Origin of the sequence: Mesorhizobium sp. WSM4311 (assembly GCF_002295115.1) — a bacterium.
Lineage (GTDB): Bacteria > Pseudomonadota > Alphaproteobacteria > Rhizobiales > Rhizobiaceae > Mesorhizobium.
Map to the genome: position 1 here is coordinate 43,447 of NZ_NSFV01000012.1, position 21,928 is coordinate 65,374.

The following is a 21,928-nucleotide window of genomic DNA, read 5'->3' on the forward strand; positions in this document are numbered from 1 at the left end:
CCATGCTTCAATCGGCACCAAAACCTCAGAGGACGTCCGTCAACACATCCATTGACTCTCAATTGATCAAAGACGCCAAGGCGTTGGGCATCAACATCTCCCGCGCTGCCGAGGCAGGTATCGCGAAAGCGATAGCGACGGAAAAAACGCGCCGATGGCAGGAAGAAAACAAGGAAGCCATCGAAAGCTCCAATGAATATGTCAGGCGCAACGGACAGCCATTGGCCAAACACCGGCCGTTCTGATGGCGCGTTACGACTTTTATCGGAATGCCGAGGGCGACGGTTATCTGCTGGATGTGCAGTCAGACCTTCTTGAAGGGCTGAGCACGAGGGCCATCATTCCCTTGATGCCGGCTAACACGGCGCCGGTTCCTGGCCGCCGGCTAAACCCGACCTTCGCCATAAACGGCAAGGATCATGTAATGGTCACACAGTTTTTGTCAGCCTTCAGTGCCTCTGAACTGCAGAGCCCGGAAGGAAACCTTTCCAGGCACCATGACGACATCGTCGCCGCGCTCGACATGCTGTTCCGGGGTTTCTGAGTGAAGGCGACCGTTGCGCCGCCTTCTCAGCCCGCCGTCTTTGCCTGCCAGGCCTTGATCGCCTCGTCGAACACCTTCTCGCCGGGAATGCCTTTTTCCATCGTCAGCAGGGCCCGGCGCCCGGTCTTGTAGACGACCGGAACGTCGATCCAGTCCTGGCCGCGCAGCAAGGTCATGTTGGCGTCCTCGTCGGCCTTGGTGTCGTTGAGCGCGACGAGGAAGAAGCCGTCGGCGATCTTGGCGGGTATACCGATCAGCGGGCTGCCGGCATCCTGCTCGGAACTCTTCATCGCCACGCGCAATATGTTGTCGACGCCACCGCCTTCAAAGCCGTCGGGCGTCAGGAAGATCATCTCGATGATGTGGCTGGCCGGCAGCGTCTGGTCGGTGTTGCGGCGGATGGTCATGCGCAACTGGATGTCCTTGCCGGGTATGGTCGCCTCGGCGCGGATCGCCGGCTCGGGCGGCAGGTCGCCACCGGGCGATTCCTGCACCAGCGACCAGACGATGCTGCCGGGCTCGGCCGAACCCTGCGCGGTGCTGGTGCGCTCCTCATAGAAGATCGCCTTCTGGCCGACCGGCACCGAGGTCTGCGTCGCTGGGGCAGCCGCCGGTGCCGCGGGCGTGGCGCCCGCCGGGGCGGGCGGTGGCGTGGCGGCGGCATTGGCCGGCGCGGCTGGTGCGGCGCTGTCGGCAGGCGGGGTCGCGGGGGGCGCGGTGCCAGCCGCCGGTGCGGGTGCGGCAGGCGCCGCCGCGGCTGGCGCGGGCGCGGCTGCGGCCGGGGGCGGATTGGCCGGGGCATTCGTCGCCGATGGCGGTGTCGTCAGCGCTGCGACGGATTCACCCTCGCCTATGCCGGTTTGGCCAGCGGCCGGGCCGGGGTCGGTTTCGCCGCCTTCGGGCGTCAGCCGCTGCGTGAATTTCGTCCCCTCGGCACCTGCCGCGGGCGCTGGCGCCGCCGGGGCGTCGGTCGCCGGCTTGGCCGGCGCCGGCTTCACGGGTTCGGTCTTGGCGACGACCTTGCTGCCGTCGAGGCCCAGCATCTTGCTGAAGGCGTCCTTGTTGAGCCAGATGCCATAGCCGCCGCCGGCAACGACCAGCAAGGCCACGACGGCGGCGATCAGTCCGCCATAGCTGCGTTTGCGCTCGGCAGGGCGCAGGCGGAAAGTATCGGCTGCCGCCGGTTCCTCATCGTCCGGGAAGACGTCGGCGCGATCATCGTCCTGGTCCGTATCCATGCCCGGCAAGGCAGGATCGGCGAGATCGGGGGCCACCGGTTGCACCGGCGTGGGTTTCTGCCAGCCTGGCTCGGCCTTGGCCACGGGCGAAGGCGCGGACTGGTAAGGTTCCGGCGTGGCGGCAGGCGGCGGCGCGGGACGGTAAGGCTCGGCCTTGGCGGCTGGCGGTGCCGGCCACGCCGGCTCCGCCTTCACCGGCTGGCGCGTGTGGCTCGGCTGGTTCTTGTTGCGGTCGATCGAGGAAAAGATGTGCTCCAGCTCCGCGAGCGGGTCCGTTTCCGGCACGCTCTTGGCATACTCGCGCTCGACGCTCGTAATGGCGTTTTCCAGTGAGCGCTTTTGCGCGCTTATGGCTTCGGTGGCCAGCGGCGGCGAATATTCCGCGAGCTTCTTGGCCAGCATGGAACGAACGCTGTCATAGATGCGCGTACGCTTTTCAGGCGTCTCGTCACCGTGCTTGTCGAGCGCCTTTTTCAGAACAGCAACAAAATCTGCCATGCTTCAGTCGACCTGTATTTTGCTTCCGCGCCGGCCCCCGCAAATCAGCCGTGATGCCCGGAAAGGCTTCAGAAACTAGTCTTGAAACGGATCGGTCACAAGTATCGTATCGTCCCGTTCCGGGCTGGTGGAGAGGAGGGCCACCGGCGCGCCGATCAACTCCTCTATGTATCGGACATATTTGACGGCCTGGGCCGGAAGGTCGTTCCAGCTGCGCGCGCCGGCAGTGGTGCCTTTCCACCCTTCCAGCGCCTCATAGACCGGTTCGACACGGGCCTGCGCGCCCTGGCTCGCAGGCAGGTAATCGATCATCTCGCCGTCGAGGCGATAGCCGGTGCAGACCTTGATCTCGTCCAGCCCGTCGAGCACGTCGAGCTTGGTCAACGCGATGCCCATGATGCCGTTGACGGCGACAGCCTGGCGCACCAGCACCGCGTCGAACCAGCCGCAGCGGCGCTTGCGTCCGGTGACGACGCCGAATTCATGGCCGCGCGTGCCGAGGAATTCGCCGATCTCGTTCTTCTGTTCGGTCGGGAACGGACCTTCGCCGACGCGCGTCGTGTAGGCCTTGGTGATGCCAAGGACATAACCGATGGCGCCTGGACCGACGCCCGAGCCGGCGGCGGCCTGGCCGGCCACCGTGTTGGACGAGGTGACGAACGGATAGGTGCCGTGGTCGATGTCGAGCAGCGTGCCTTGCGCGCCTTCGAACAGGATGCGCTCGCCGGCGCGGCGCTTGTCGTCGAGGATCTTCCAGACACGGTCCATGTAGGGCAGGATCTCGTCGGCAACCGAGGTCAATTCGGCCATGATCGCGTCATGCGTGACTTCGCCATGGCCAAGCCCGCGGCGCAGCGCATTATGATGCGTCAGCAGCCTGTCGACCTTCAGAGGCAGCGTTTCCAAATCCGCCAGATCCATCACCCGCACCGCGCGCCGACCCACCTTGTCCTCATAGGCCGGACCAATGCCCCGGCGGGTCGTGCCAATCTTCGTTCCGGAATTTGACGCGGCGTCCTCGCGGAATCCGTCCAGCTCCCGGTGCAGCGAAAGGATAAGCGCTGTGTTTTCGGCTATTTTCAGGCGATCCGGCGTCACTTCGACGCCCTGCGCCTTGAGCTTTGACACTTCGGCCACGAAAGCATGCGGGTCGAAGACCACGCCATTGCCTATGATGGACAGCTTGCCCTGCCGCACGACGCCGGACGGCAACAGCGACAGCTTGTAGACCTTGCCGTCAACGACCAGCGTGTGGCCGGCATTGTGGCCACCCTGGAAACGCACCACGACATCGGCGCGCTCCGACAGCCAGTCGACGATCTTGCCCTTGCCTTCGTCGCCCCACTGCGAGCCGACGACCACCACATTGGCCATGTTTCTTTTCCCTTGAGACGCCGCCGAGCGGCTTGGATATGGTTCGAAACGACAGGCCTCTATAGCGTCAAGACCTCGCGAGCGCGACCTTTCTTTGCCGCCGAAAATGCCCTGAGGCACAACAATTTTCGGCTTTGACATCATTTACTTGGGCTGAGAGGGGCAATAGGCCGGCAAACACCGCAACGCATCCGTCGCGGCCGGAATCCTGCGATGCATCGAAGCGCCTACTTATTCCTGCTGCTCACCACCTTGCTGTGGGGTGGCAATTCGGTGGCCGGCAAGCTGGCGGTCGATCACGTCTCGCCGATGATGCTGGTTTTCCTGCGCTGGCTGCTGGCGGTGGCGATCCTGCTGCCGCTCGGCTGGCGCACGATCCAGGAGGACTGGCCGGTGGTGCGCCGGCACTGGCTCGTTCTGGCGGCACTCGGCGCCAGCGGCTTCACGCTGTTCAACGTGATCTTCTACACGGCACTCAACTACACGACGGCGATCAACGTCTCGATCGAACAGGCGGCGATGCCGATCCTGATCATGACGGCCAATTTCGTCTTCTTCCGGCTGCGCGTGAACTTGGCGCAGATCGCCGGCGTCGTGCTGACCATCGCCGGCGTGATCCTGACCGCTTGCCACGGCGATCCGCGCCGGCTGCTGACGCTGGAGCTCAATTTCGGCGACGCCATCATGCTGGTGGCGGTCGTCCTCTACAGCGGCTATTCGGTCGGGCTGCGGCTGAAGCCGGCGCTGCACTGGCAGAGCCTGATGCTGGCCATGTCGATCGCCGCGCTCATCACCTCGCTGCCCTTCCTGCTGTGGGAGGTCGCCGCCGGCAAGGCCATCGTGCCCGACGCACGCGGCTGGACGGTCATCGTCTACACCGCCATCGGTGCCTCGGTCGTCTCGCAGATAACCTACATCAGGGGCAACGAGCTGATCGGCGCCAACCGCGCCGGCCTGTTCATCAACCTGGTGCCGATCTTCGGCACGCTGCTTTCGGTGCTGATCGTCGGCGAGACGTTCCAGCTCTATCAGGCCTTGGCGCTTGTGCTCGTGCTGGGCGGCATCGGGCTTGCCGAACATAGCGGGCGCAAGAGCGCGATGACCCGGCAGGCCAGGGCGCGCTGAGCAGCAGGAAGGCGCGACAGACGCCGCGCCTTCTGATCTTGGCGAAAAGCCGGGGGTCAGATCCCGCCGACGTCGAACTGCAGCCGCTTGGCCGAATCGATCGACTTGTGCGCCCGCACCTGCTCCAGCACCTTTTCCGGGAACGGCGCGTCGAGATAGAGCAGCGCTATGGCGTCGCCGCCCGGCCGGTTGCGGCCAAGCTGGAAGTTGGCGATGTTGACACCATTCTCGCCGCACACCGTGCCGAGCAGGCCGATGATGCCGGGGGCATCGGCATTGGTGGTGTAGAGCATGTGCTGGCCGACCTCCGCGTCAAGGTTGATGCCCTTGATCTGGATGAAGCGTGGCTTGCCGTCCGAGAAGCAGGTGCCGGCGATCGAGCGCGTCCTGTGCTCGGTCTTGACCGTCAGTTTGATGTAGCCGTCGAACACGCCCGACTTGTCGCGCTTGACCTCGGCGACGATGATGCCGCGCTCCTTCACCATGATCGGCGCCGAAACCATGTTGACGTCGGAGACCTGCGGCCGGATCAGCCCGGCCAGCGTCGCGCTGATCAGCGCGCGCGTGTTCATCGTCGCGGTCGAGCCGTCGAACAGGATCTCGACCTCCGTGATCGGATCCTCGGTGACCTGGCCGACAAAGGCGCCGAGCACTTCGGCGAGCTTGACGAAGGGCTTCAGCCGCGGCGCTTCTTCCGCCGTGATCGACGGCATGTTGATGGCGTTGGAGACCGCGCCCTTGATCAGATAGTCCGACATCTGCTCGGCGACCTGCAGCGCGACATTCTCCTGCGCTTCCGCCGTCGAGGCGCCGAGATGCGGCGTCGCCACCACGTTTTCCATGCCGAACAGGGCGTTCTGCTCGGCCGGCTCCACCTCGAACACGTCGATGCCGACGCCCGCCACCTTGCCGCTCTTCAACGCCGCGATCAGATCGGCCTCGACGATCAGCCCACCGCGCGCGCAATTGATGATGCGCACGCCGTTCTTCATCTTGGCGATTGCCCCGGCGTCGATGATGTTGCGCGTCTTGTCGGTCAGTGGCGTGTGCAGCGTGATGAAGTCCGCGCGCGCAAACAGCTCATCGAGCTCGACCTTGTCGACGCCGAGCTCCTCGGCGCGCTTGTCCGACAGGAACGGGTCGAAGGCGATGACATGCATCTTCAGGCCGACGCCGCGTGTGGCGACGATCGAGCCGATATTGCCGCAGCCGATGACACCCAGCGTCTTGCCGGTGATCTCGACACCCATGAAGCGGTTCTTCTCCCACTTGCCGGCATGGGTCGAGGCGTTGGCTTCCGGGATCTGGCGCGCCAGCGCGAAGATCATCGCCACGGCATGCTCGGCTGTCGTGATCGAATTGCCGAAGGGCGTGTTCATCACGATGATACCCTTGCGGCTCGCCGCCGGGATATCGACATTGTCGACGCCGATGCCGGCGCGGCCGATGACCTTGAGCCTGGTGGCGGCGTTGATCAGCTTTTCGGTGACCTTGGTAGCCGAGCGGATGGCGAGGCCGTCATACTGGCCGATCACTTCGAGCAGCTTTTCCTTGTCCTTGCCGAGGTCTGGCAGATAGTCGACCTCGACGCCGCGATCCTTGAAGATCTGCACGGCGGTGGGAGAGAGTTTGTCAGAGACGAGAACGCGGGGCGCCATTGCGGCCTCCTTGAAATGGGATTGATCCGGGAACGGGCGGCCCGCGGGCCGCCACGGAAAGTCTCAGGCCGCCGCTTTCAGCGACGCCTTCTGCGCGGCGAAGGCCCAGTCGAGCCAGGGCAGCAGCGCCTCGAGATCCGATGTCTCGACCGTCGCACCGCACCAGATACGCAGGCCCGGAGGCGCGTCGCGATAGGAGCCGATGTCGTAGGCGACACCTTCCTTGTCGAGCGCCGAGACCAGCCCCTTGGCGAAAGCCGCCTGACCGTCGGCGTCGAGCGCCGCCACATCGGCATCGGTGAAGGACAAGCAGACCGACGTGTTCGACCGCGTCGCCGGCTGGACGGCGAGATGGCCGAGCCAGGAGGACTTGTCGACAAATTCGTCGAGCACGGCAGCATTGGCATCCGCCCTGGCGACCAGTGCATCGAGGCCGCCGATCGACTTCGCCCAGTGCAGCGCGTCGAGATAGTCCTCGACACACAGCATCGACGGCGTGTTGATGGTCTCGCCCTTGAAAATGCCCTGGATCAGCTTGCCGCCGGAGGTCAGGCGGAAGATTTTCGGCAGCGGCCATGAAGGCTTGTAGTTCTCCAGCCGCGCGACGGCGCGGGGCGACAGGATCAGCATGCCATGCGCGCCCTCGCCGCCCAGCACTTTCTGCCAGGAGAAAGTGACGACATCGAGCTTTTCGAAATCGAGCCTTTGCGCGAAAGCCGCCGAAGTGGCGTCGCAGATGGTCAGGCCCTTGCGATCCGCCGGGATGAAGTCACCATTCGGCACGCGCACGCCCGACGTGGTGCCGTTCCAGGTGAAGACAACGTCGCGGTCGAAATCGATCTTGGCCAGATCCGGCAACTCGCCATAGCCGGCCTCGAGCTTGCGCACGTCGGGCAGCTTCAGCTGCTTGACCACGTCGGTGACCCAGCCGGAGCCGAAGCTTTCCCAGGCGACCATGTCGACGCCGCGCTCGCCGAGCAGCGACCACAGCGCCATCTCGACGGCGCCTGTGTCCGACGCCGGCACGATGCCGATGCGGTAGTCGGCCGGAACCTGGAGGATTTCGCGCGTCAGCTCGATCGCCTGTTCGAGCTTGGTCTTGCCGATCTTGGCGCGGTGGGAACGGCCGAGCGCGGCATTCTTGAGCGCCTCGACCGACCAGCCGGGGCGTTTTGCGCAAGGACCTGAGGAGAAATTGGGGTTTGCCGGACGGAGTCCGGGCTTCGTATGCGTCGTCATCGTGGTCTATCCTTCCAGATAGTGGCCCCTCGTTGGGGAGGGGTAGCCCACGGACGGCGATATGCGTTCAGGCCTCGGGCGTCAAGAGGAAAGTTTTTGTCGCTGCCGGGATACCGGCGATCCGTGATCAGGATCGCGTGATATCAAACACGAACGGCGGACCACAGGGATCCGCCGCTAAAGTCTCGCCCGGGCCCTGGCCTACCAGAGATCGTAGCGCAGTCCGAGCTTGATCTGGTGATTGCTGATGCCCTTGTGGACGGGGAAGGAGGTCAGACTTGCGGCCGTGACATATTCGGCATCCGGGGCGGAGAAATACTGATAGCCGAGGTCGACCGAAACGTTCTTCGACACCTGGTAGGCAAGGCCGGCATTCAGCGTATAGGCCAAGGAGTACTTCGTCTTGTCGTCGGTCTGCTCGAAATCGTCGGTGGGATCGAAATTGTTGGTGAAATAGCTGGCCGAGAGCTTGCGCGTGCTCTGTACGATTCCGACGCCGCCGCCCAGATAAGGGGTGATCCCGACATAAGTGCCAAGGTCGACATAGCCGTTGAGCATGAGCGAGTAGGCGTAATTCTTCAGGTCAGCCGACGCTTGGGTATACGCGATCGTGGATCCCGAATCATCATAGCCAACGCCGATCTTGTTGCCAGGCAGATAGCCGAGATTGAGATCGGCGCGCAGATAGTCGTTGAAGTGGTAGCCAAAGCCGATGCTGGCAAAGATCGGATCTTCTTTTTCGTCGAAGCTCGCCGGCGTGAAGGCGAAATCATCATTCTTGAAGCTCTTCTGCACCAGATAGGAGACGTCGCCTCGCAGATACCAGCCGGAGCCGACCTCGACCGGCACATAGTCGGGCGCCTGATCGGTATAGATCGGCGGATCGTAGTCGGCAGCGATTGCCGGCGTCAGTGGCAAGAGACCGAGTCCGGCAAGCGCCAGCACAGTACGCGATGTGAGTGTCATAGTCCCCGACTCCCGGATTTGACGACACCTGCGATCAACACGGCAGCCATCGTTTCAGGGAGCATTGTTAACCATAGTGGTTAAGTCACGGTTAAGGCTAATAGAGCGTTAGCGAATTCATCTCAGCTAATACATAGCGCCTAAATTGCCCTCCCTGTCAGGGCGCTTCATTGGCGACAGCTCAAGCGAAAACCGCCCGGTCAAGCCGGGCGGTTCGTGTATATTGGAAGCTGTAGATTTCTTACTTGGTGTAGACCGGCTCAGGTTCGGGCTGGTAGGCCACCACCGGTGCCGCGCACCCATTGTTGCCACCGAACTGATAGCGCAGGCCGCCGCGCACCTCGTGGGTGTTGAAGCCGCGGTCGAAACCCGGGCCGGTGCTGCTCGCATCCCATTCGAACATGCGGCCGCCCTGAATATGGGAGAAACGATAGCCCGCATCGAGGATGATCTTGTCGGTCAAGCAGTAGGAGGCACCGGCCATCAGGGCATAAGCGAAGCGCCAGTTGGATGCTCCGGGGTTGGTCTCGGTGGTGTTCGGGTCGTAGACGGTATCCCACTTGACGTGCGCGCCGCCGATACCGGCGCCGACATAAGGCGTGATGCCGTGCCAGGTGCCGATATCGACATAGGCATTGGCCAGCAGCAGCAGGGCGCTCATCTTCGACACTTCGGTCGACGTCGAGACGAGATCCGAGGTGCCGCCGTTGAAGTTCGACTTGAACCAGTAGTCGGCGGTCACGTCCGTACGCAGGTAATCGTTGATCTTGTAGCCGACACCGCCGCCGAGCGAGAAGCCGCCCTTGAGCTTGCCGTAGTCGAAACTCTTGCCGCCCGGTATGACCGTACAATTACAGGGATCGATGCCGTAGGTCATGTAGTCGATGCCGCGCACATCGGATTTGTGATAGTCGATGTCGCCGCGGATATACCAGCCGCCGACGTCGACCGGCTGTTCGTAGACCGGCGGCGGTGCCTCTTCTACCTGCGGCTCAGGCAGGTCGGCCGCGAACACCGGCCAGGCCAGGCCCGCGAACAGCAACGCGAACAGGGCCTTTCTTGCTGTATTGAACATGCTTGTCACCCCTAGGAACCCTCGGAACGCGATCGCGTCCGAACGAGATTGGCTTTCAGGCGTGGATAATGAATTGGAAAAGTTAAAAGGCGTTTAACCCTGTCGGTTAACCACGAATCTCTAAAATTCGAGGAATCCGGGCATGATTTCGATAGTAAGGGGGTCGCTCTCCGGCCAATAAAAAAGCCCGCCGAAATGGCGGGCCTGGATATGCAACCGGAGCAGTGACGTGACCCCCAGAGCAATTCCGTGAACCGGTGAAACACGCTGAGGGCGCGCTGGAGATCAGGCTGCGCTGCGGGTCTCCGAAATGACCTCGACAATGTCGTTGACGACGGCCTCGACCAGTTGCGGATCGTCGCCTTCGGCCATGACACGGATCAGCGGCTCGGTACCGGACGGACGGATGACCAGACGCCCGGCCTTGCCGAGACGGTTGCGCGCATCCTCGATCGCGGCCTTGACCGGAGCTTCCTCGAGCGGCTTGCCGCCGGCGATACGGACATTCTTCAAGAGTTGCGGCACCGGCTCGAATTTCTTCGACAGTTCGCTGACCGGGCGTCCCTGGCGCTTGATGCAGGCCAGCACCTGCAGCGCCGACACCAGGCCGTCGCCGGTGGTCGAGAAGTCCGACAGCACGATGTGGCCGGACTGTTCGCCGCCGACATTGAGCCCATGCGCGCGCATATGCTCCACGACATAGCGGTCGCCGACCTTGGTGCGGTGCAATTGCAGTTTCATGTCGCCGAGGAAGCGTTCGAGGCCGAGATTGGACATGACCGTCGATACCACGCCGCCGCCGGCAAGCCGTCCGCTCTGGTGCCAGGACTCGGCGATCATCGCCATGATCTGGTCGCCGTCGACGATAGCGCCATTCTCGTCGACGATGACGACGCGGTCTGCATCGCCATCGAGCGCGATGCCGATATCGGCGCGCACTTCATGCACCTTCTTCTGCAGGCCGGCCGGATGCGTCGAGCCGCATTCCTTGTTGATGTTGAAGCCGTTGGGTTCGACATTGATGGCCACGACCTCGGCGCCGAGTTCCCACAGCGCCTCGGGCGCCACCTTGTAGGCCGCGCCATTGGCGCAATCGACGACGATCCTGAGGCCGGAAAGCGACATCGAGCGCGGCAACGTACGCTTGGCGAACTCGATATAGCGGTCATGCACGCCATCGACACGCTTGGCGCGGCCAAGCCCGTCGGAATCGGCGAGTGTCAGTTCGATATCCTTGTCGAGCATGCTCTCGATGCGCTCTTCGATCTCGTCCGAAAGCTTGTAGCCATCCGGACCGAACAGCTTGATGCCGTTGTCGTAATAGGGATTGTGCGAGGCCGAGATCATGACGCCGATATCGGCGCGCAGGGAACGCACCAGCATGGCGACGGCCGGGGTCGGGATCGGGCCTAGCAGGAACACGTCCATGCCGGCGGCGCAGAGACCCGCCACCATCGCATTCTCGATCATGTAGCCGGAAAGCCTGGTGTCCTTGCCCAGAACGACGCGATGGCGGTGGCTGCCGCGCTGGAACGAAAGGCCAGCGGCCATCCCGACCCGCATGGCGATCTCCGCGGTCATCGGAAACTTGTTGGCGCGCCCGCGAATGCCGTCCGTGCCGAAGTAATTCCCTGCCATGCGAGTTCAATTCCCTGAAGGTTCTTTGCCGGCGCTTTAATGCCATAATTGACCGGCGAGCCATGATCACATTGTGTGATTATATGTTACCAATCCTTAGAAAATCATTGTTGTGCGCTGCACACAACAAGGCAGCGGCCCAACATGATGGCACCGCGGCGCTGCAATATACCAGTTCTGCGAGCTATATGCCGCAGCTGCACGCGGAAAATCTTGTTTTTGACCCGGTAAGGCACAATGATTTCATCACCTTATCGGAGGAGCAAGCTTTGGGCGATATATACGCCACTTAGCATCTGGCGCAACCGACCGTTGAGCGTTATTGATTCGCAGGGACGTATAATGGGCTGCTGCAATGGAGAAACGCTATGCTCATCCACCGACTTGCCACTTTGACCGGCCTCGCCGTAGTGACGTTGTTCCTGGCCGCGCCAGCCAACGCACTGACGATGGCCGAGTGCAGCACGAAGTATAACGCCGCCAAGGATGCGGGGACACTGGCCGGCCAGACCTGGAACCAGTTCCGCAAGGCGCAATGCGGCACCGATGCCGCCGCCACCACGGACACCAAGCCGGCCGATACCAAGAAGGCCGCCGAAACCAAGCCGGCCAAGGCAGCCAAGGCAGCGGCCGCCGACGCGGGCGCCGCGAAGGGGCTGACGGCCAAGGAATGCAGCGCCAAGTACCAGGCGGCGAAGGCCGCCGGCACGCTGAACGGCATGAAGTGGAACGACTTCCGCAAGACCGAATGCGCCGCCGGCGCATCCGCCGCCGCTGACACCACCAAGCCGGCAACCACCAAGGCAGCCGCGGCTCCCGCCGACAGTGGCGGCAAGGGCCTGAGCATGGCCGAGTGCAGCACCAAGTACCAGGCTGCCAAGACGGCGAACACCCTGAAGGGCATGAAGTGGAACGACTTCCGCAAGGCCGAATGCGGCGCCAGCGCCTCGGATGACGACACCGTGCCTGCCCCGAGTGAAGCAAATTACACCAAGGAGCCGGCGAGGCCGACGACGGTTGCGCCCAAGGGCGTCACCTTCCCGTCCGCGATCTCGCCGAAATATGCCAGCGAGACCCCCGGAAAGGGTCGCATGCACACCTGCCTCGACCAGTACTATGCCCTCAAGGACGCCAATGCGCTTGGCGGCCTGAAGTGGATCCAGAAGGGCGGCGGCTTCTACAGCCTGTGCAATGCCAAGCTGAAGGGCTAAGCTACGCATTCCCCCGGATCGATGAGGCATGAGCCGGTTGAGATCGAATTGAGTTAGACGGAAAGTCTGGCAAGGACAGGCAAAGGCCCGCGATGCATCTGCTTCGCGGGCCTTTTGTTGCTCGCGACGGCGCCCGCGGCCTTGCTCGCATCTATCGCGGAGCTGTCGGCATCAATTCGCCCACACTGCCCACCGCCGGCCCTTATCGCCAGCTCCCAAAGATTCTAATTGAACATATCAGGAACAAACAGTATACAAAAGGATGTCTAACTTGTTATCAACCGGGAGGATCTTATGCCCAATTTGAAATTGGCGGTATTGGCTGTGACGGCATCGGTTGCTTGGAGCGTCGCCCCTGCAAGCGCACTGACGATGAAGGAATGCGGCGAGACCTATCGGACAGCCAAAGAAGGCGGCACTCTGAACGGCATGGACTGGGCCGCTTTCCGCAAGGAGAAATGCGCGACGCCCGCTGCGGAGAGTGTCAGCGGCGATACCGTCAAAACCGCGCCGCAGCCGAAAAAGGAATCCGACGCGGCGGTCGCCCCCACTGTAGCGCCGGCAGGCGTGACATTCCCAACCACCCTCGCCGCCGAGTTCAAGACCGAAAAGCCCGCGAAGGCGCGGATGAAGACCTGCCTGCAGGGTTACCACGGCAACAAGGACGCGGGTACGTTGAACGGCCTTCGCTGGATCCAGAAGGGCGGCGGTTATTACAGCCTGTGCAATGCGCGGCTGAAAGCTGAATCATAAAAATGGAATACGGCGGATAAAGCGGTCACGCAGACGTTGAGCCGTGATCCTCGGGCTTGTCCCGAGGATCTGCTGTCCGCCCAGGCTCAGCTTGACGGCTGTGGCTCCATGCCGCCTTCGGGCTCGGGACCCTTCTTGCGGCGGCCGCCGGACTTCGGCACGGCCGAGCCGCGACTGGGCGGCGTGTCGTCGCCGAGATCGCGCGCGGGCTTCTCGCCGGCGATCAGCTGCTTGATCTCGTCGCCCGACAGCGTCTCGTATTCGAGCAGGCCCTGCGCCAGCGCGATCCATTCCTTCTTCTTCTTGGTCAGGATGGACTTTGCTGTCGAATAGGCCTCGTCGATCAGGCGACGCACTTCGGCGTCGATGATCTGCGCGGTCTCTTCCGAGATGTTTTGCGTGCGCGCCACCGAATGGCCGAGGAACACTTCTTCCTGGTTGTCGCCATAGGCGACATGGCCGAGCTTGTCGGAAAAGCCCCAGCGCGTGACCATGGCGCGCGCCAGCTTGGTTGCCTGCTCGATGTCGGAAGAGGCGCCCGAAGTGATGTTCTCCTTGCCGAATTTGAACTCCTCGGCAACGCGGCCGCCCATCATGATGGCAAGGCGCGAGATCATGTATTTGTAGCTCATCGAATAGCGGTCGCCTTCCGGCAACTGCATGACCATGCCGAGCGCGCGGCCACGCGGAATGATGGTGGCCTTGTGCAGCGGGTCGGCCGACGGCACGTTGAGCGCCAGTATGGCGTGGCCGGCTTCGTGATAGGCGGTCAGCTCCTTCTCGGCCTGGGTCATGGCCGATGAGCGGCGTTCGGCGCCCATCATGATCTTGTCCTTGGCGTCCTCGAACTCGGCCATGGTGACGAGGCGCTTGTTGCGCCGCGCCGCCATCAGCGCCGATTCGTTGACAAGGTTCATCAGGTCGGCGCCGGAGAAGCCCGGCGTGCCACGCGCGACAACCTTGAGATCGACATTGGGGGCCAGCGGCACGTTGCGCACATGCACCTTGAGGATCTTCTCGCGGCCGACGATATCGGGGTTCGGCACCACCACCTGGCGGTCGAAACGACCCGGACGCAGCAGCGCCGGATCGAGCACGTCGGGACGATTGGTGGCGGCGATCAGGATGATGCTTTCGTTGGATTCGAAGCCGTCCATCTCGACCAGCAGCTGGTTCAGCGTCTGCTCGCGCTCGTCATTGCCGCCGCCGAGGCCGGCGCCGCGGTGGCGCCCGACCGCGTCGATTTCGTCGATGAAGATGATGCAGGGCGCGTTCTTCTTGGCCTGGTCGAACATGTCACGCACGCGGGATGCACCGACGCCGACGAACATCTCGACGAAGTCCGAACCCGAAATGGTGAAGAACGGCACGTTGGCTTCGCCGGCGACCGAGCGGGCGAGCAGCGTCTTGCCGGTGCCGGGAGGGCCGACCAAAAGCACGCCGCGCGGAATCTTGCCGCCGAGACGCTGGAACTTCTGCGGATCGCGCAGGAACTCGACGATCTCTTCCAGATCTTCCTTGGCTTCGTCAACGCCGGCGACGTCCTGGAACGTGACGCGGCCATGCGCCTCCGTCAGAAGCTTGGCCTTCGACTTGCCAAAACCCATGGCGCGCCCTGATCCAGACTGCATCTGGCGCATGAAGAATATCCAGACGCCGAGGATCAGGATCATCGGCAGCCAGGAGATCAGGTAGCCGAACAGCGAATTGGAACCGTCGGTCTCGGGCCGCGCATTGATGGTGACGTTCTTGTCCTGCAGCCGCGAGACCAGCTGGGGATCGCCGGGCGAATACGTCTGGAAGCCGGTGGAATTGTCGGTGTAGGTGCCGGTGATGCGGGCGCCCGCAATGGTCACCGTCTTGACCCGGCCGGCCGCGACATCCTGCAGGAACTGCGAATAAGGCACATCGCTCGAAGCCCCGCGCGTCTGCGGCGTCTGGAACAGATTGAAGAGAGCGATGAGCAGGACCGCTATGATCGCCCAGAGCGCGAGGTTGCGATAGTTCGGATTCATCAATTGTCCCGTTGGCGTCCGCGCACGGACAGCATCATGAGAGGAAACTTGAGCCTAACATAGGGAGAGCGTCTCCCCTTGCCAAGCAGAACAGCACGTCTGGGTTAAGCTTTCGGCCACCATCAATCGGCACTGTGGCCGCCCAATGGCGAAGCGGGAAGCGGTGACGCGCCGATCAGTTCGGCGACGGCCCGCGCCGGCGCCAGATCGAAGGACGGCAGAAAGCGGGAAAAAGGCGACACGACCGGTCGCGCCGCGAACGCCAGCGACCCCGGCCCGCCCTGCGGCGAACCAGGCTTTTCAAGGGCTTGTCGCAATGTCGGTTCCGCGGCCATTGCGGCGCGCATCAGGCTTGCCGGGGTTTTTCCATCATCGATCGCCAGCCGCCTCGCAGCTGTCACGCCCAACGGTGCGATCAACAATGCGCCGGACCTGTCGTTCAATGTGATGTGGCGGCGGCCGTCCCAGATGGTGTTGTCGACAGCGGTTGCGGCGGGCGGCAAACCCCGCGCCTCGCGGCGCAGGAAGAGACCGGTTCGCCGGAAATCGACCACCGTCCGCGACAATGTGGCGCAAAGAAATCCGGCCTTCAGCCGGCCCAACAGCGCCTCGCTGCGCGCCTGGTCCGGCAGGAAGGCACCGCCTCCGGCGGTGGCCAGCAGGATGCGCAACGCATAGGCGGGCGCCCGGCCGTCGTCCGCGGTCAGCATTGCCGGATCGAGCCGGACGAGACCCGTGCACGGCTGGCTGGCGAAGCGATGGATCAGATCGGCAGCGCTGGCGCCAAGCTGCCTGCGCTCGACGGCGGCTTGGCCCGCGAGCCGCAGCGCATTCTCCATGTGGCCGGCACTTTCGCCGGCAAGTGCTGCGCGCACGCGCGGCCGCTCGAAGGCCTCGTCGATATTGGTCGGGTCATCGGCCCAGCCAACATGTTCATGCCGCAGGAAATCGCGAAGCGCCGAGCGCCGCATCTCCAGAAGTGGGCGAACGATCCACTCGCGCCAGTCATAGAGGGTGGCCGGCGCCATGCCGGCAAGCCCACGGCCTGCAATGTCGGCAAGCTCCCGGCCGCGTGCATGCCGCATCAGCACCGTCTCGGCCTGGTCGTCGGCGGTATGACCGGTGACGATCAGGCCGATGCCTTCCGCGCGCGCCGCCTCGGCCAGCAGATGGTAGCGCGCCTCGCGCGCCGCCGCCGGCAGGCCGGTCGATGGCTTGCGCCCGGACCACGTCAGGGTGCGGTGGGCAATGCCGCGCTCGGCGCACAGCTTCGCCACGGCTTGCGCCTCGGCTGCCGAACCCTGGCGCAGGCCATGGTCGATCGTCACGGCCAGCAGCTTCGCTGACGATGCGGTTCGGTCGAGATGCTGTTTGAGAAGGAGAAGCAGGGCGGTCGAGTCGCTGCCGCCGGACACGGCCGCAATGGCGCCGCGGGTAAAATCGATAGGCGAAAAAAGTCTGGTCGAAAGATCAGGCTCGGTGTCGAGCATCAACGCATGTCGTCCAAAGGCGGTCGCGGTCCAAGGACCAAGACATGCCTGGGAAAAATCAGCACGCAGCCAGGGCCTTCTCCTGCTTGACGCGTTCCTTCAGGGCACTGGAGATGTCGGGGTAGCGCTTGCCGACTTCGCTGAAGGTGGCGCAGGCGACGTCGTGCTGCTTGAGGCCGACCAGCGACACGCCGAGTTTCAACAGCATGTCGGGCGCCTTCTTGGCCTTGGGGTAGTCCTTGCTGGCGGCGAGGAAGACTTCGGCCGCGTCGCGGTATTTCTGCTGGCCAAGCAGCGATTCACCCAGCCAGTAATGCGCGTCCGCCGCCTTCGCATCGCGCGGGAAGCGCGAGATATGATCGCGAAAACCCTGTTCGGCGGTGCTGTAGTCGCCCGACAGGATGAACTGGTAGGAATTGCGGTAGAGTTCCTCCGGGTCCTTGGTGGAGGGCAGCGCCGCGACGATCGTGCCATTGGACTTGCCGGCCTTGGCCGGAGCGCCGGTGGCCGGGGCGCCATCTTGCGCCGGCGCGGTCGACTGGGTGTTGCCGCCGGCATCGATCACATTGCCGTTCTTGTCGACGGTGATGGAACCAAAGGTCTTTTCCGGGGCTCCCGTGCCGGGGATCACCTTGCCGGGGTCGCCATCGGGCGATTCGACGATGACGTCCTCGACAGTCTTGCCGCCCGCGGACTGATTGCCGCCGGGCGCGGCGCCGGCATCGGCCGGAGCCTGGGTAGCCGGGGCCGCCGCCACGTCGGCGTTGGTGTCGGGGGTGGCGTCGGATTTCTTCTGCGCCGGAGGCTGTCCGCCTTGCGCGCCGCCTTCAAGCTGCTGGAAGCGGAACTCGTTGTCTTCCTGCTGCTTGCGCATCTGTTCCTGCATCTGCAGGATCTGGAAATTGAGCTCTTCGATCTTGCCGTTCATCTGGCGCAGTTGGTCCTCGAGCCCGGTGGCGCCGGCGCCGTTCGACTGCTGCGCAAGCTGGACCTGGTCGGGTTTCTTCTTGTCGCCGAAGAGGCTCGGCAACTCGATGCTCGGCAGATGGAAGGAAAAGCCGCTGTCGGTTGACTGCCCTGGGGCGCTTGCCCCCGGACCGCTTGCCAGGGCGGTGAAGCCTGATAGGAGCAGCGCCGCAAGCGTGCCGCTCAGAACCGATCTCAAATGCATGTGCCTCTCGCCGTGTGTCGTTAGTCTGTTCGCGCCTTCCAATCAGGATGGGACCAGCCAGGCGCCCTCGGCTCATAGCAGGACGCGAGACTTCGGCCAAATTTTGTTTCGGTCACCCGGATATGAAAAAGGCGGCCCGAAGGCCGCCTTTCGCGAAGCTGTGTTGCATTTTTGCCAGTCGGCGCGATCGCGTCTCCCGACGCGCGGCCAACTCAGGAACCGGCGCCGCTGAGCGTGGTGACGGCGCGGCGATTCTGCGACCAGCAGGAGATGTCGTCGCACACCGCGACCGGACGTTCCTTGCCGTAGGAAATGGTCTTCAGGCGGCTGGAAGCGACACCCTTGGAAACGAGGAAGTCGCGGGCGGCGGCGGCGCGGCGGGCGCCGAGCGCCAGATTGTATTCGCGCGTGCCGCGTTCGTCGGCGTGACCTTCGACGACGATGGCGTACTGCTTGTACTGGTTCAGCCACTGCGCCTGGCGGGCCAGCGTCGTCTGCGCATCGGCACGGATCGAGGACGAGTCCGTATCGAAGAAGATCCGGTCGCCAATGTTGACGGTGAAGTCCTGCGCCGAGCCGGGCGTTGCGGCGCCGGCACCGTTGAGGCCAAGATCGGCGGCGCTGTTGGGCGTCTTCTTCGAAGCGCAACCGGCGATGGCGAGCATCGCCACCAGCGCGATCATGACCGGGTTTCTGGTAAGTGCTGCGATACGGCCCATGCCGCCTCTCCTTCGCATTTCGAGTGATTTCGTTGATCACCCAGTAACCACGTTTGGGTTAACCGGCATTCAAGAAACACGGTTAAAATTTGGTTTAGGCTGCCCGTCCGCAACCTTTTGATCGGGGTCACAGTTGGCGCGGACCCTAGGCGGAAATGCGGCCAAAACGCGACGAAGGCATGGAAAAGGGGCCGAAACGGCCCCTTTTCAGCATGTGTGGCAATTCGGCCGACGCTATTCCAGCAGCGGCGACCAGGCCGGATCCGACGCGAAGTTCGCGGTCGGGATCGGCTGCTCATTGCGGCCGGTGAGATCGACAGAAACCAGCTTCGGGCCGCCATTGGAGTCGCGGAAGAACATCAGCACGCGGCCGTTTGGCGCCCAGGTCGGTCCTTCCTGCTGGAAACCGGACGACAGAATGCGCTCGCCGGAACCGTCGGTCTTCATGACGCCGATCTGGAATTCGCCGCCGGTCTGCTTGGTGAAGGCGATGAGATCGCCGCGCGGCGACCACACCGGCGTTGAATAGACGCCGTCGCCGAAGGAGATTCGGGTCTGGCCCGAGCCGTCGGCGCCCATGACATAGATCTGCGCGCGGCCGCCGCGGTCGGAAGTGAACACCACCTTGCTGCCGTCGGGCGAATAGGAGGGCGAGGTGTCGATGGCGGTCGAGTTGGTCAGCCGCGTCGTCGAGCGGCTGCGCAGGTCCATGGCGAAGATGTTGGAATTGCCGTCGTCGCGCAGCAGGCTCATGATCACCTTCTGGCCGTCGGGCGAGAAGCGCGGCGCAAACGTCATGCCGGGGAAATTGCCGACCAGTTCGCGCTGCCCGGTCTCGATCTGCAGGAGATAGACCCGCGGCTGGCCGCTCTCATAGGACATGTAGGTGATTTCCTGCCGGTTCGGCGAGAAACGCGGCGTCAGCACGATCGACCGGCCGTCCGAGAGATAGCGGACATTGGCGCCGTCCTGGTCCATGATGGCCAGGCGCTTCTTGCGCGCGTTCTTGGCGCCGGATTCGTCGATGAACACCACGCGCGTGTCGAAGTAGCCCTTCTCGCCGGTCAGCCGTTCATAGATGGCGTCCGCGATGATGTGGGCGACGCGGCGCTGGTTGGCGTCGTTGGCGAAGAACTGCTCACCCGACATCTGCTGTCCGGCGAAAGTGTCCCAAAGCCGGTACTGCGCACGGATGCGGCCATCGGCCTCCTTGCTGACGCTGCCGGTGACCAGCGCCTGCGCGTTGATCACCTTCCAGTCGTCGAAGCGGGGTGCGGCATCCGGGTTCGAGATCTTCTCGATGAAGGCGCTCTTGTCGATCGGCGCGAACAGGCCCGAGCGCTTCAGGTCGGCCGTGACGATCTGAGAGATCTGCGCGCCAAGCGCGTCGCCGCCCTGGAAATCCGTGATGGCGATCGGCAGCGGCTCGACATTGCCTTTGTTGACGTTGAGCTCGACGAGCGCCCACGCCGGCATGGGGACTACCGCCGTCATGCCCATCGCCATCGCTGCGACCATCAGGAGCGGCTTGAGGAAGGATCTCATATCTTCTCGCTTCTCTTCTTTTGATTGGTTGGGCGCCAGGCCTAGAGGCCGAGCATCTCCCTTGGATCGAAAGTGACCCGGATGTCGTTCCAGATGTCCTGCTTGCCGGCAGGAACCTGCAGGCCGGCCACGTCGCATTTCTGAACCGCACGAACCGCGCTTTCATCGAACTGCCGGTTGCCGCTCGACTTTTCAACGGACGGACGGCCATCGAGCTTGCCGGAGTTGTCCAGGTTGAAGCGCACGACCACGACGAAATTCTCCGAACCCTCGAGGCCGACAGGCAATGTCCAGCAACCACCCAACTGGCTTTCCAGAGCGCCCTGCTCCGACTTCGAAAGCTTCTGGCCCTGATCCTTGTCGCCGCCGAGCGAGGCCTGCTGCGTCGAGCGCTTGGCGCCGCCGCCGGACGGCTTCTGCTTGTCGAGGAGCGCGGAGATCTCGTTCGCGTTGAACTGCTTGTCGTCGGATTTCGGTTTCGACGACGCTTCCTTGACCGGCTTGTCGGCATCCTTGCGTTCAGGCGCCTTGGCGCTTTCAGCCTGTGCCGGCTGTGGCTTCGGCCGCGCTTCCGGCGCGGGCGCCGAGCTCGGCAATTGCGTCTCTTCGGTCGGCGGATCCTTGGCTATGGCCTCGGCGACGGCATCCGGCTTGACCTCGGGTGTCGGATCGATGGCAGCGGTCTTGTCCTGCGGCGGCGGGGTCGGCGCCGGCTTGGCCGGCGTCGGCTTCGGCTCGGTCTGCTTGACCGGCTCGGGCTTGACCTCTTCCTTGGGCGTCGGCGCGGGCGCCACTTCCGTCGCCGGAATGGGCTTCGGCTTTTCCTGCGGCTTCGGTACGTCCTCGGTCTTCGGCGTCTCTTTGGGGGTCGGCGCGGGCGGCGGGGCCGAGGTCATGTCGACGGGCTTCGGCTTGGCCTCCGGCGTTATCGGCTTGTCGGTGTCGACGCTGTTCTCGCCGACCTTCTGCGAAGCCGGCACGATATCCGGGCGCTGCGTCGGCAGCGGCGCCGGCTTTTCATGCATCACGGCCTTCTTGTCGCCCTGCAGCGTCTGCGCGATGGCTTCCATCGGCACGATGTCGACCGCGACCGACTCGACATCGGCGGACGGAAGCGCGGCCGGCGCCGACAGCGTGAACAGGCCGAAGGCCAGCACCGCCGTGTGCAAGATCACCGATGTGGTGAGGCCGGTCTTCATCGCGCGTCTATTGATCCTGTTCCTGCAGCGAAACCAGGCCGATATTCTTGTAGCCGGCGGCCGAAATGCGGGCCATCACCTTCATCGCCGTGCCGTAGTCGGTGGACTTGTCACCACGGATGAAGATGCGCTCCTCGTAACCGGTCTTCGAGATCGCCTGCAGCTTGGCCACCAGCTCTTCGATCGGGATCTCGGTTTCCTGGAGATAAATCTGGCCGGTGGCGTTGATCGAAACGGTGATCGGCTGCGTGTCGGCATTCATCGCCTTGGCCTGCGTGTCGGGCAGGTCGATCGGCACGCCGACCGTCAGCATCGGTGCGGCGACCATGAAGATGATCAAAAGCACCAGCATCACGTCGACCATCGGCGTGACGTTGATTTCCGACATCAGCCCATGGTGACGGCCGCGCCGCCTGTGGCCGCGCCCGCCGCGTCCCGCCATGCCTACGGACATACCCATCAGCTACTCC

At 63.6% G+C, this 21,928-nt stretch carries 20 protein-coding genes; 6 read left to right on the forward strand and 14 right to left on the reverse strand.

Translation table 11 applies throughout. The features are described from left to right. Positions 1 to 2 precede the first annotated feature (2 nt). A complete protein-coding gene (locus CK226_RS26340; RefSeq protein ID WP_095793493.1) occupies positions 3 to 245 on the forward strand; it encodes a type II toxin-antitoxin system CcdA family antitoxin in 243 nt (80 codons plus the stop codon). Continuing rightward, complete coding sequence (locus tag CK226_RS26345) at positions 245 to 544, forward strand: CcdB family protein (protein WP_095793445.1); 300 nt, start codon at positions 245 to 247, stop codon at positions 542 to 544. The genes CK226_RS26340 and CK226_RS26345 overlap by 1 nt, the downstream gene beginning before the upstream one ends. Before the next feature lie 26 nt (positions 545 to 570). Here the strand turns inward: CK226_RS26345 and CK226_RS26350 are convergent, their stop codons facing one another. After that, positions 571 to 2,280 (reverse strand): hypothetical protein, encoded by a 1,710-nt coding sequence (locus CK226_RS26350; RefSeq protein WP_095793446.1) that lies wholly within the window; start codon positions 2,278 to 2,280, stop codon positions 571 to 573. 75 nt (positions 2,281 to 2,355) lie between these two features. Next, positions 2,356 to 3,654 (reverse strand): adenylosuccinate synthase, encoded by a 1,299-nt coding sequence (locus CK226_RS26355; protein ID WP_095793447.1) that lies wholly within the window; start codon positions 3,652 to 3,654, stop codon positions 2,356 to 2,358. Between the two features lie 213 nt (positions 3,655 to 3,867). Here CK226_RS26355 and CK226_RS26360 point away from each other — a divergent pair, with 213 nt between their 5' ends. Beyond that, positions 3,868 to 4,779, forward strand: coding sequence for a DMT family transporter (locus CK226_RS26360; RefSeq protein ID WP_095793448.1), 912 nt, complete (start codon positions 3,868 to 3,870; stop codon positions 4,777 to 4,779). A 56-nt stretch (positions 4,780 to 4,835) separates the two neighbouring features. On the opposite strand, the gene serA is transcribed toward CK226_RS26360, so the two are convergent. From serA to glmM, 5 genes are all read right to left on the reverse strand, one after another. Beyond that, the gene (serA, locus tag CK226_RS26365) at positions 4,836 to 6,437 is read right to left on the reverse strand and encodes a phosphoglycerate dehydrogenase (RefSeq protein WP_095772064.1); all 1,602 of its coding nucleotides are present in this window, start codon (positions 6,435 to 6,437) and stop codon (positions 4,836 to 4,838) included. A gap of 63 nt (positions 6,438 to 6,500) precedes the next feature. Continuing rightward, complete coding sequence (locus tag CK226_RS26370) at positions 6,501 to 7,676, reverse strand: phosphoserine transaminase (protein WP_095793449.1); 1,176 nt, start codon at positions 7,674 to 7,676, stop codon at positions 6,501 to 6,503. 201 nt (positions 7,677 to 7,877) lie between these two features. Then, positions 7,878 to 8,642 (reverse strand): outer membrane protein, encoded by a 765-nt coding sequence (locus CK226_RS26375; RefSeq protein WP_095772062.1) that lies wholly within the window; start codon positions 8,640 to 8,642, stop codon positions 7,878 to 7,880. 241 nt (positions 8,643 to 8,883) lie between these two features. Beyond that, entirely contained in the window at positions 8,884 to 9,717 is an 834-nt protein-coding gene (locus tag CK226_RS26380; protein WP_095772061.1) for an outer membrane protein, read from the reverse strand. A 285-nt stretch (positions 9,718 to 10,002) separates the two neighbouring features. Further along, positions 10,003 to 11,355, reverse strand: coding sequence for a phosphoglucosamine mutase (gene glmM / locus CK226_RS26385; protein ID WP_095772060.1), 1,353 nt, complete (start codon positions 11,353 to 11,355; stop codon positions 10,003 to 10,005). A gap of 62 nt (positions 11,356 to 11,417) precedes the next feature. On the opposite strand from glmM, the gene CK226_RS35100 reads away from it, so the two are divergent. The 3 genes from CK226_RS35100 to CK226_RS26400 all read left to right on the forward strand — a co-directional run bounded on the left by CK226_RS35100 (position 11,418) and on the right by CK226_RS26400 (position 13,319). Continuing rightward, a complete protein-coding gene (locus tag CK226_RS35100; protein WP_095793450.1) occupies positions 11,418 to 11,648 on the forward strand; it encodes a hypothetical protein in 231 nt (76 codons plus the stop codon). Between the two features lie 75 nt (positions 11,649 to 11,723). Then, a complete protein-coding gene (locus CK226_RS35710; protein ID WP_095793451.1) occupies positions 11,724 to 12,566 on the forward strand; it encodes a hypothetical protein in 843 nt (280 codons plus the stop codon). Positions 12,567 to 12,860: 294 nt separating this feature from the next. Further along, positions 12,861 to 13,319 carry a hypothetical protein gene (locus tag CK226_RS26400; protein WP_095772058.1) on the forward strand — a complete coding sequence of 153 codons (459 nt, stop codon included), beginning with the start codon at positions 12,861 to 12,863 and terminating at the stop codon, positions 13,317 to 13,319. 86 nt (positions 13,320 to 13,405) lie between these two features. On the opposite strand, the gene ftsH is transcribed toward CK226_RS26400, so the two are convergent. The 7 genes from ftsH to tolR form a co-directional block, all read right to left on the reverse strand. Continuing rightward, positions 13,406 to 15,334 (reverse strand): ATP-dependent zinc metalloprotease FtsH, encoded by a 1,929-nt coding sequence (ftsH, locus tag CK226_RS26405; RefSeq protein ID WP_019861731.1) that lies wholly within the window; start codon positions 15,332 to 15,334, stop codon positions 13,406 to 13,408. Between the two features lie 122 nt (positions 15,335 to 15,456). Next, a complete protein-coding gene (gene tilS / locus CK226_RS26410; protein WP_095793452.1) occupies positions 15,457 to 16,824 on the reverse strand; it encodes a tRNA lysidine(34) synthetase TilS in 1,368 nt (455 codons plus the stop codon). Positions 16,825 to 16,882: 58 nt separating this feature from the next. Continuing rightward, positions 16,883 to 17,995, reverse strand: a complete 1,113-nt coding sequence (gene ybgF, locus CK226_RS26415) for a tol-pal system protein YbgF (protein ID WP_095793453.1) — start codon at positions 17,993 to 17,995, stop codon at positions 16,883 to 16,885. A 212-nt stretch (positions 17,996 to 18,207) separates the two neighbouring features. Beyond that, positions 18,208 to 18,714 carry a peptidoglycan-associated lipoprotein Pal gene (gene pal, locus CK226_RS26420; RefSeq protein WP_013892538.1) on the reverse strand — a complete coding sequence of 169 codons (507 nt, stop codon included), beginning with the start codon at positions 18,712 to 18,714 and terminating at the stop codon, positions 18,208 to 18,210. Positions 18,715 to 18,948: 234 nt separating this feature from the next. Next, complete coding sequence (tolB, locus tag CK226_RS26425) at positions 18,949 to 20,259, reverse strand: Tol-Pal system beta propeller repeat protein TolB (RefSeq protein WP_095789896.1); 1,311 nt, start codon at positions 20,257 to 20,259, stop codon at positions 18,949 to 18,951. 41 nt (positions 20,260 to 20,300) lie between these two features. Continuing rightward, positions 20,301 to 21,458, reverse strand: a complete 1,158-nt coding sequence (locus CK226_RS26430; RefSeq protein WP_019861736.1) for a TonB family protein — start codon at positions 21,456 to 21,458, stop codon at positions 20,301 to 20,303. Positions 21,459 to 21,465: 7 nt separating this feature from the next. Further along, positions 21,466 to 21,918 (reverse strand): protein TolR, encoded by a 453-nt coding sequence (gene tolR, locus CK226_RS26435; protein WP_027023582.1) that lies wholly within the window; start codon positions 21,916 to 21,918, stop codon positions 21,466 to 21,468. Positions 21,919 to 21,928 lie beyond the last annotated feature (10 nt).

Coding starts and splice junctions, on each gene's coding strand:
- pal (WP_013892538.1), bottom strand. CDS start 18,714: ATGGGCCGTATCGCAGCACTTACCAGAAACCCGGTCATGATCGCGCTG.
- tolR (WP_027023582.1), bottom strand. CDS start 21,918: ATGGGTATGTCCGTAGGCATGGCGGGACGCGGCGGGCGCGGCCACAGG.
- CK226_RS26430 (WP_019861736.1), bottom strand. CDS start 21,458: ATGAAGACCGGCCTCACCACATCGGTGATCTTGCACACGGCGGTGCTG.
- ftsH (WP_019861731.1), bottom strand. CDS start 15,334: ATGAATCCGAACTATCGCAACCTCGCGCTCTGGGCGATCATAGCGGTC.
- CK226_RS26400 (WP_095772058.1), top strand. CDS start 12,861: ATGCCCAATTTGAAATTGGCGGTATTGGCTGTGACGGCATCGGTTGCT.
- serA (WP_095772064.1), bottom strand. CDS start 6,437: ATGGCGCCCCGCGTTCTCGTCTCTGACAAACTCTCTCCCACCGCCGTG.
- CK226_RS26355 (WP_095793447.1), bottom strand. CDS start 3,654: ATGGCCAATGTGGTGGTCGTCGGCTCGCAGTGGGGCGACGAAGGCAAG.
- ybgF (WP_095793453.1), bottom strand. CDS start 17,995: ATGCATTTGAGATCGGTTCTGAGCGGCACGCTTGCGGCGCTGCTCCTA.
- tolB (WP_095789896.1), bottom strand. CDS start 20,259: ATGAGATCCTTCCTCAAGCCGCTCCTGATGGTCGCAGCGATGGCGATG.
- CK226_RS35710 (WP_095793451.1), top strand. CDS start 11,724: ATGCTCATCCACCGACTTGCCACTTTGACCGGCCTCGCCGTAGTGACG.
- CK226_RS26380 (WP_095772061.1), bottom strand. CDS start 9,717: ATGTTCAATACAGCAAGAAAGGCCCTGTTCGCGTTGCTGTTCGCGGGC.
- CK226_RS26370 (WP_095793449.1), bottom strand. CDS start 7,676: ATGACGACGCATACGAAGCCCGGACTCCGTCCGGCAAACCCCAATTTC.
- tilS (WP_095793452.1), bottom strand. CDS start 16,824: ATGCTCGACACCGAGCCTGATCTTTCGACCAGACTTTTTTCGCCTATC.
- glmM (WP_095772060.1), bottom strand. CDS start 11,355: ATGGCAGGGAATTACTTCGGCACGGACGGCATTCGCGGGCGCGCCAAC.
- CK226_RS26350 (WP_095793446.1), bottom strand. CDS start 2,280: ATGGCAGATTTTGTTGCTGTTCTGAAAAAGGCGCTCGACAAGCACGGT.
- CK226_RS26360 (WP_095793448.1), top strand. CDS start 3,868: ATGCATCGAAGCGCCTACTTATTCCTGCTGCTCACCACCTTGCTGTGG.
- CK226_RS26345 (WP_095793445.1), top strand. CDS start 245: ATGGCGCGTTACGACTTTTATCGGAATGCCGAGGGCGACGGTTATCTG.
- CK226_RS35100 (WP_095793450.1), top strand. CDS start 11,418: ATGATCACATTGTGTGATTATATGTTACCAATCCTTAGAAAATCATTG.
- CK226_RS26340 (WP_095793493.1), top strand. CDS start 3: ATGCTTCAATCGGCACCAAAACCTCAGAGGACGTCCGTCAACACATCC.
- CK226_RS26375 (WP_095772062.1), bottom strand. CDS start 8,642: ATGACACTCACATCGCGTACTGTGCTGGCGCTTGCCGGACTCGGTCTC.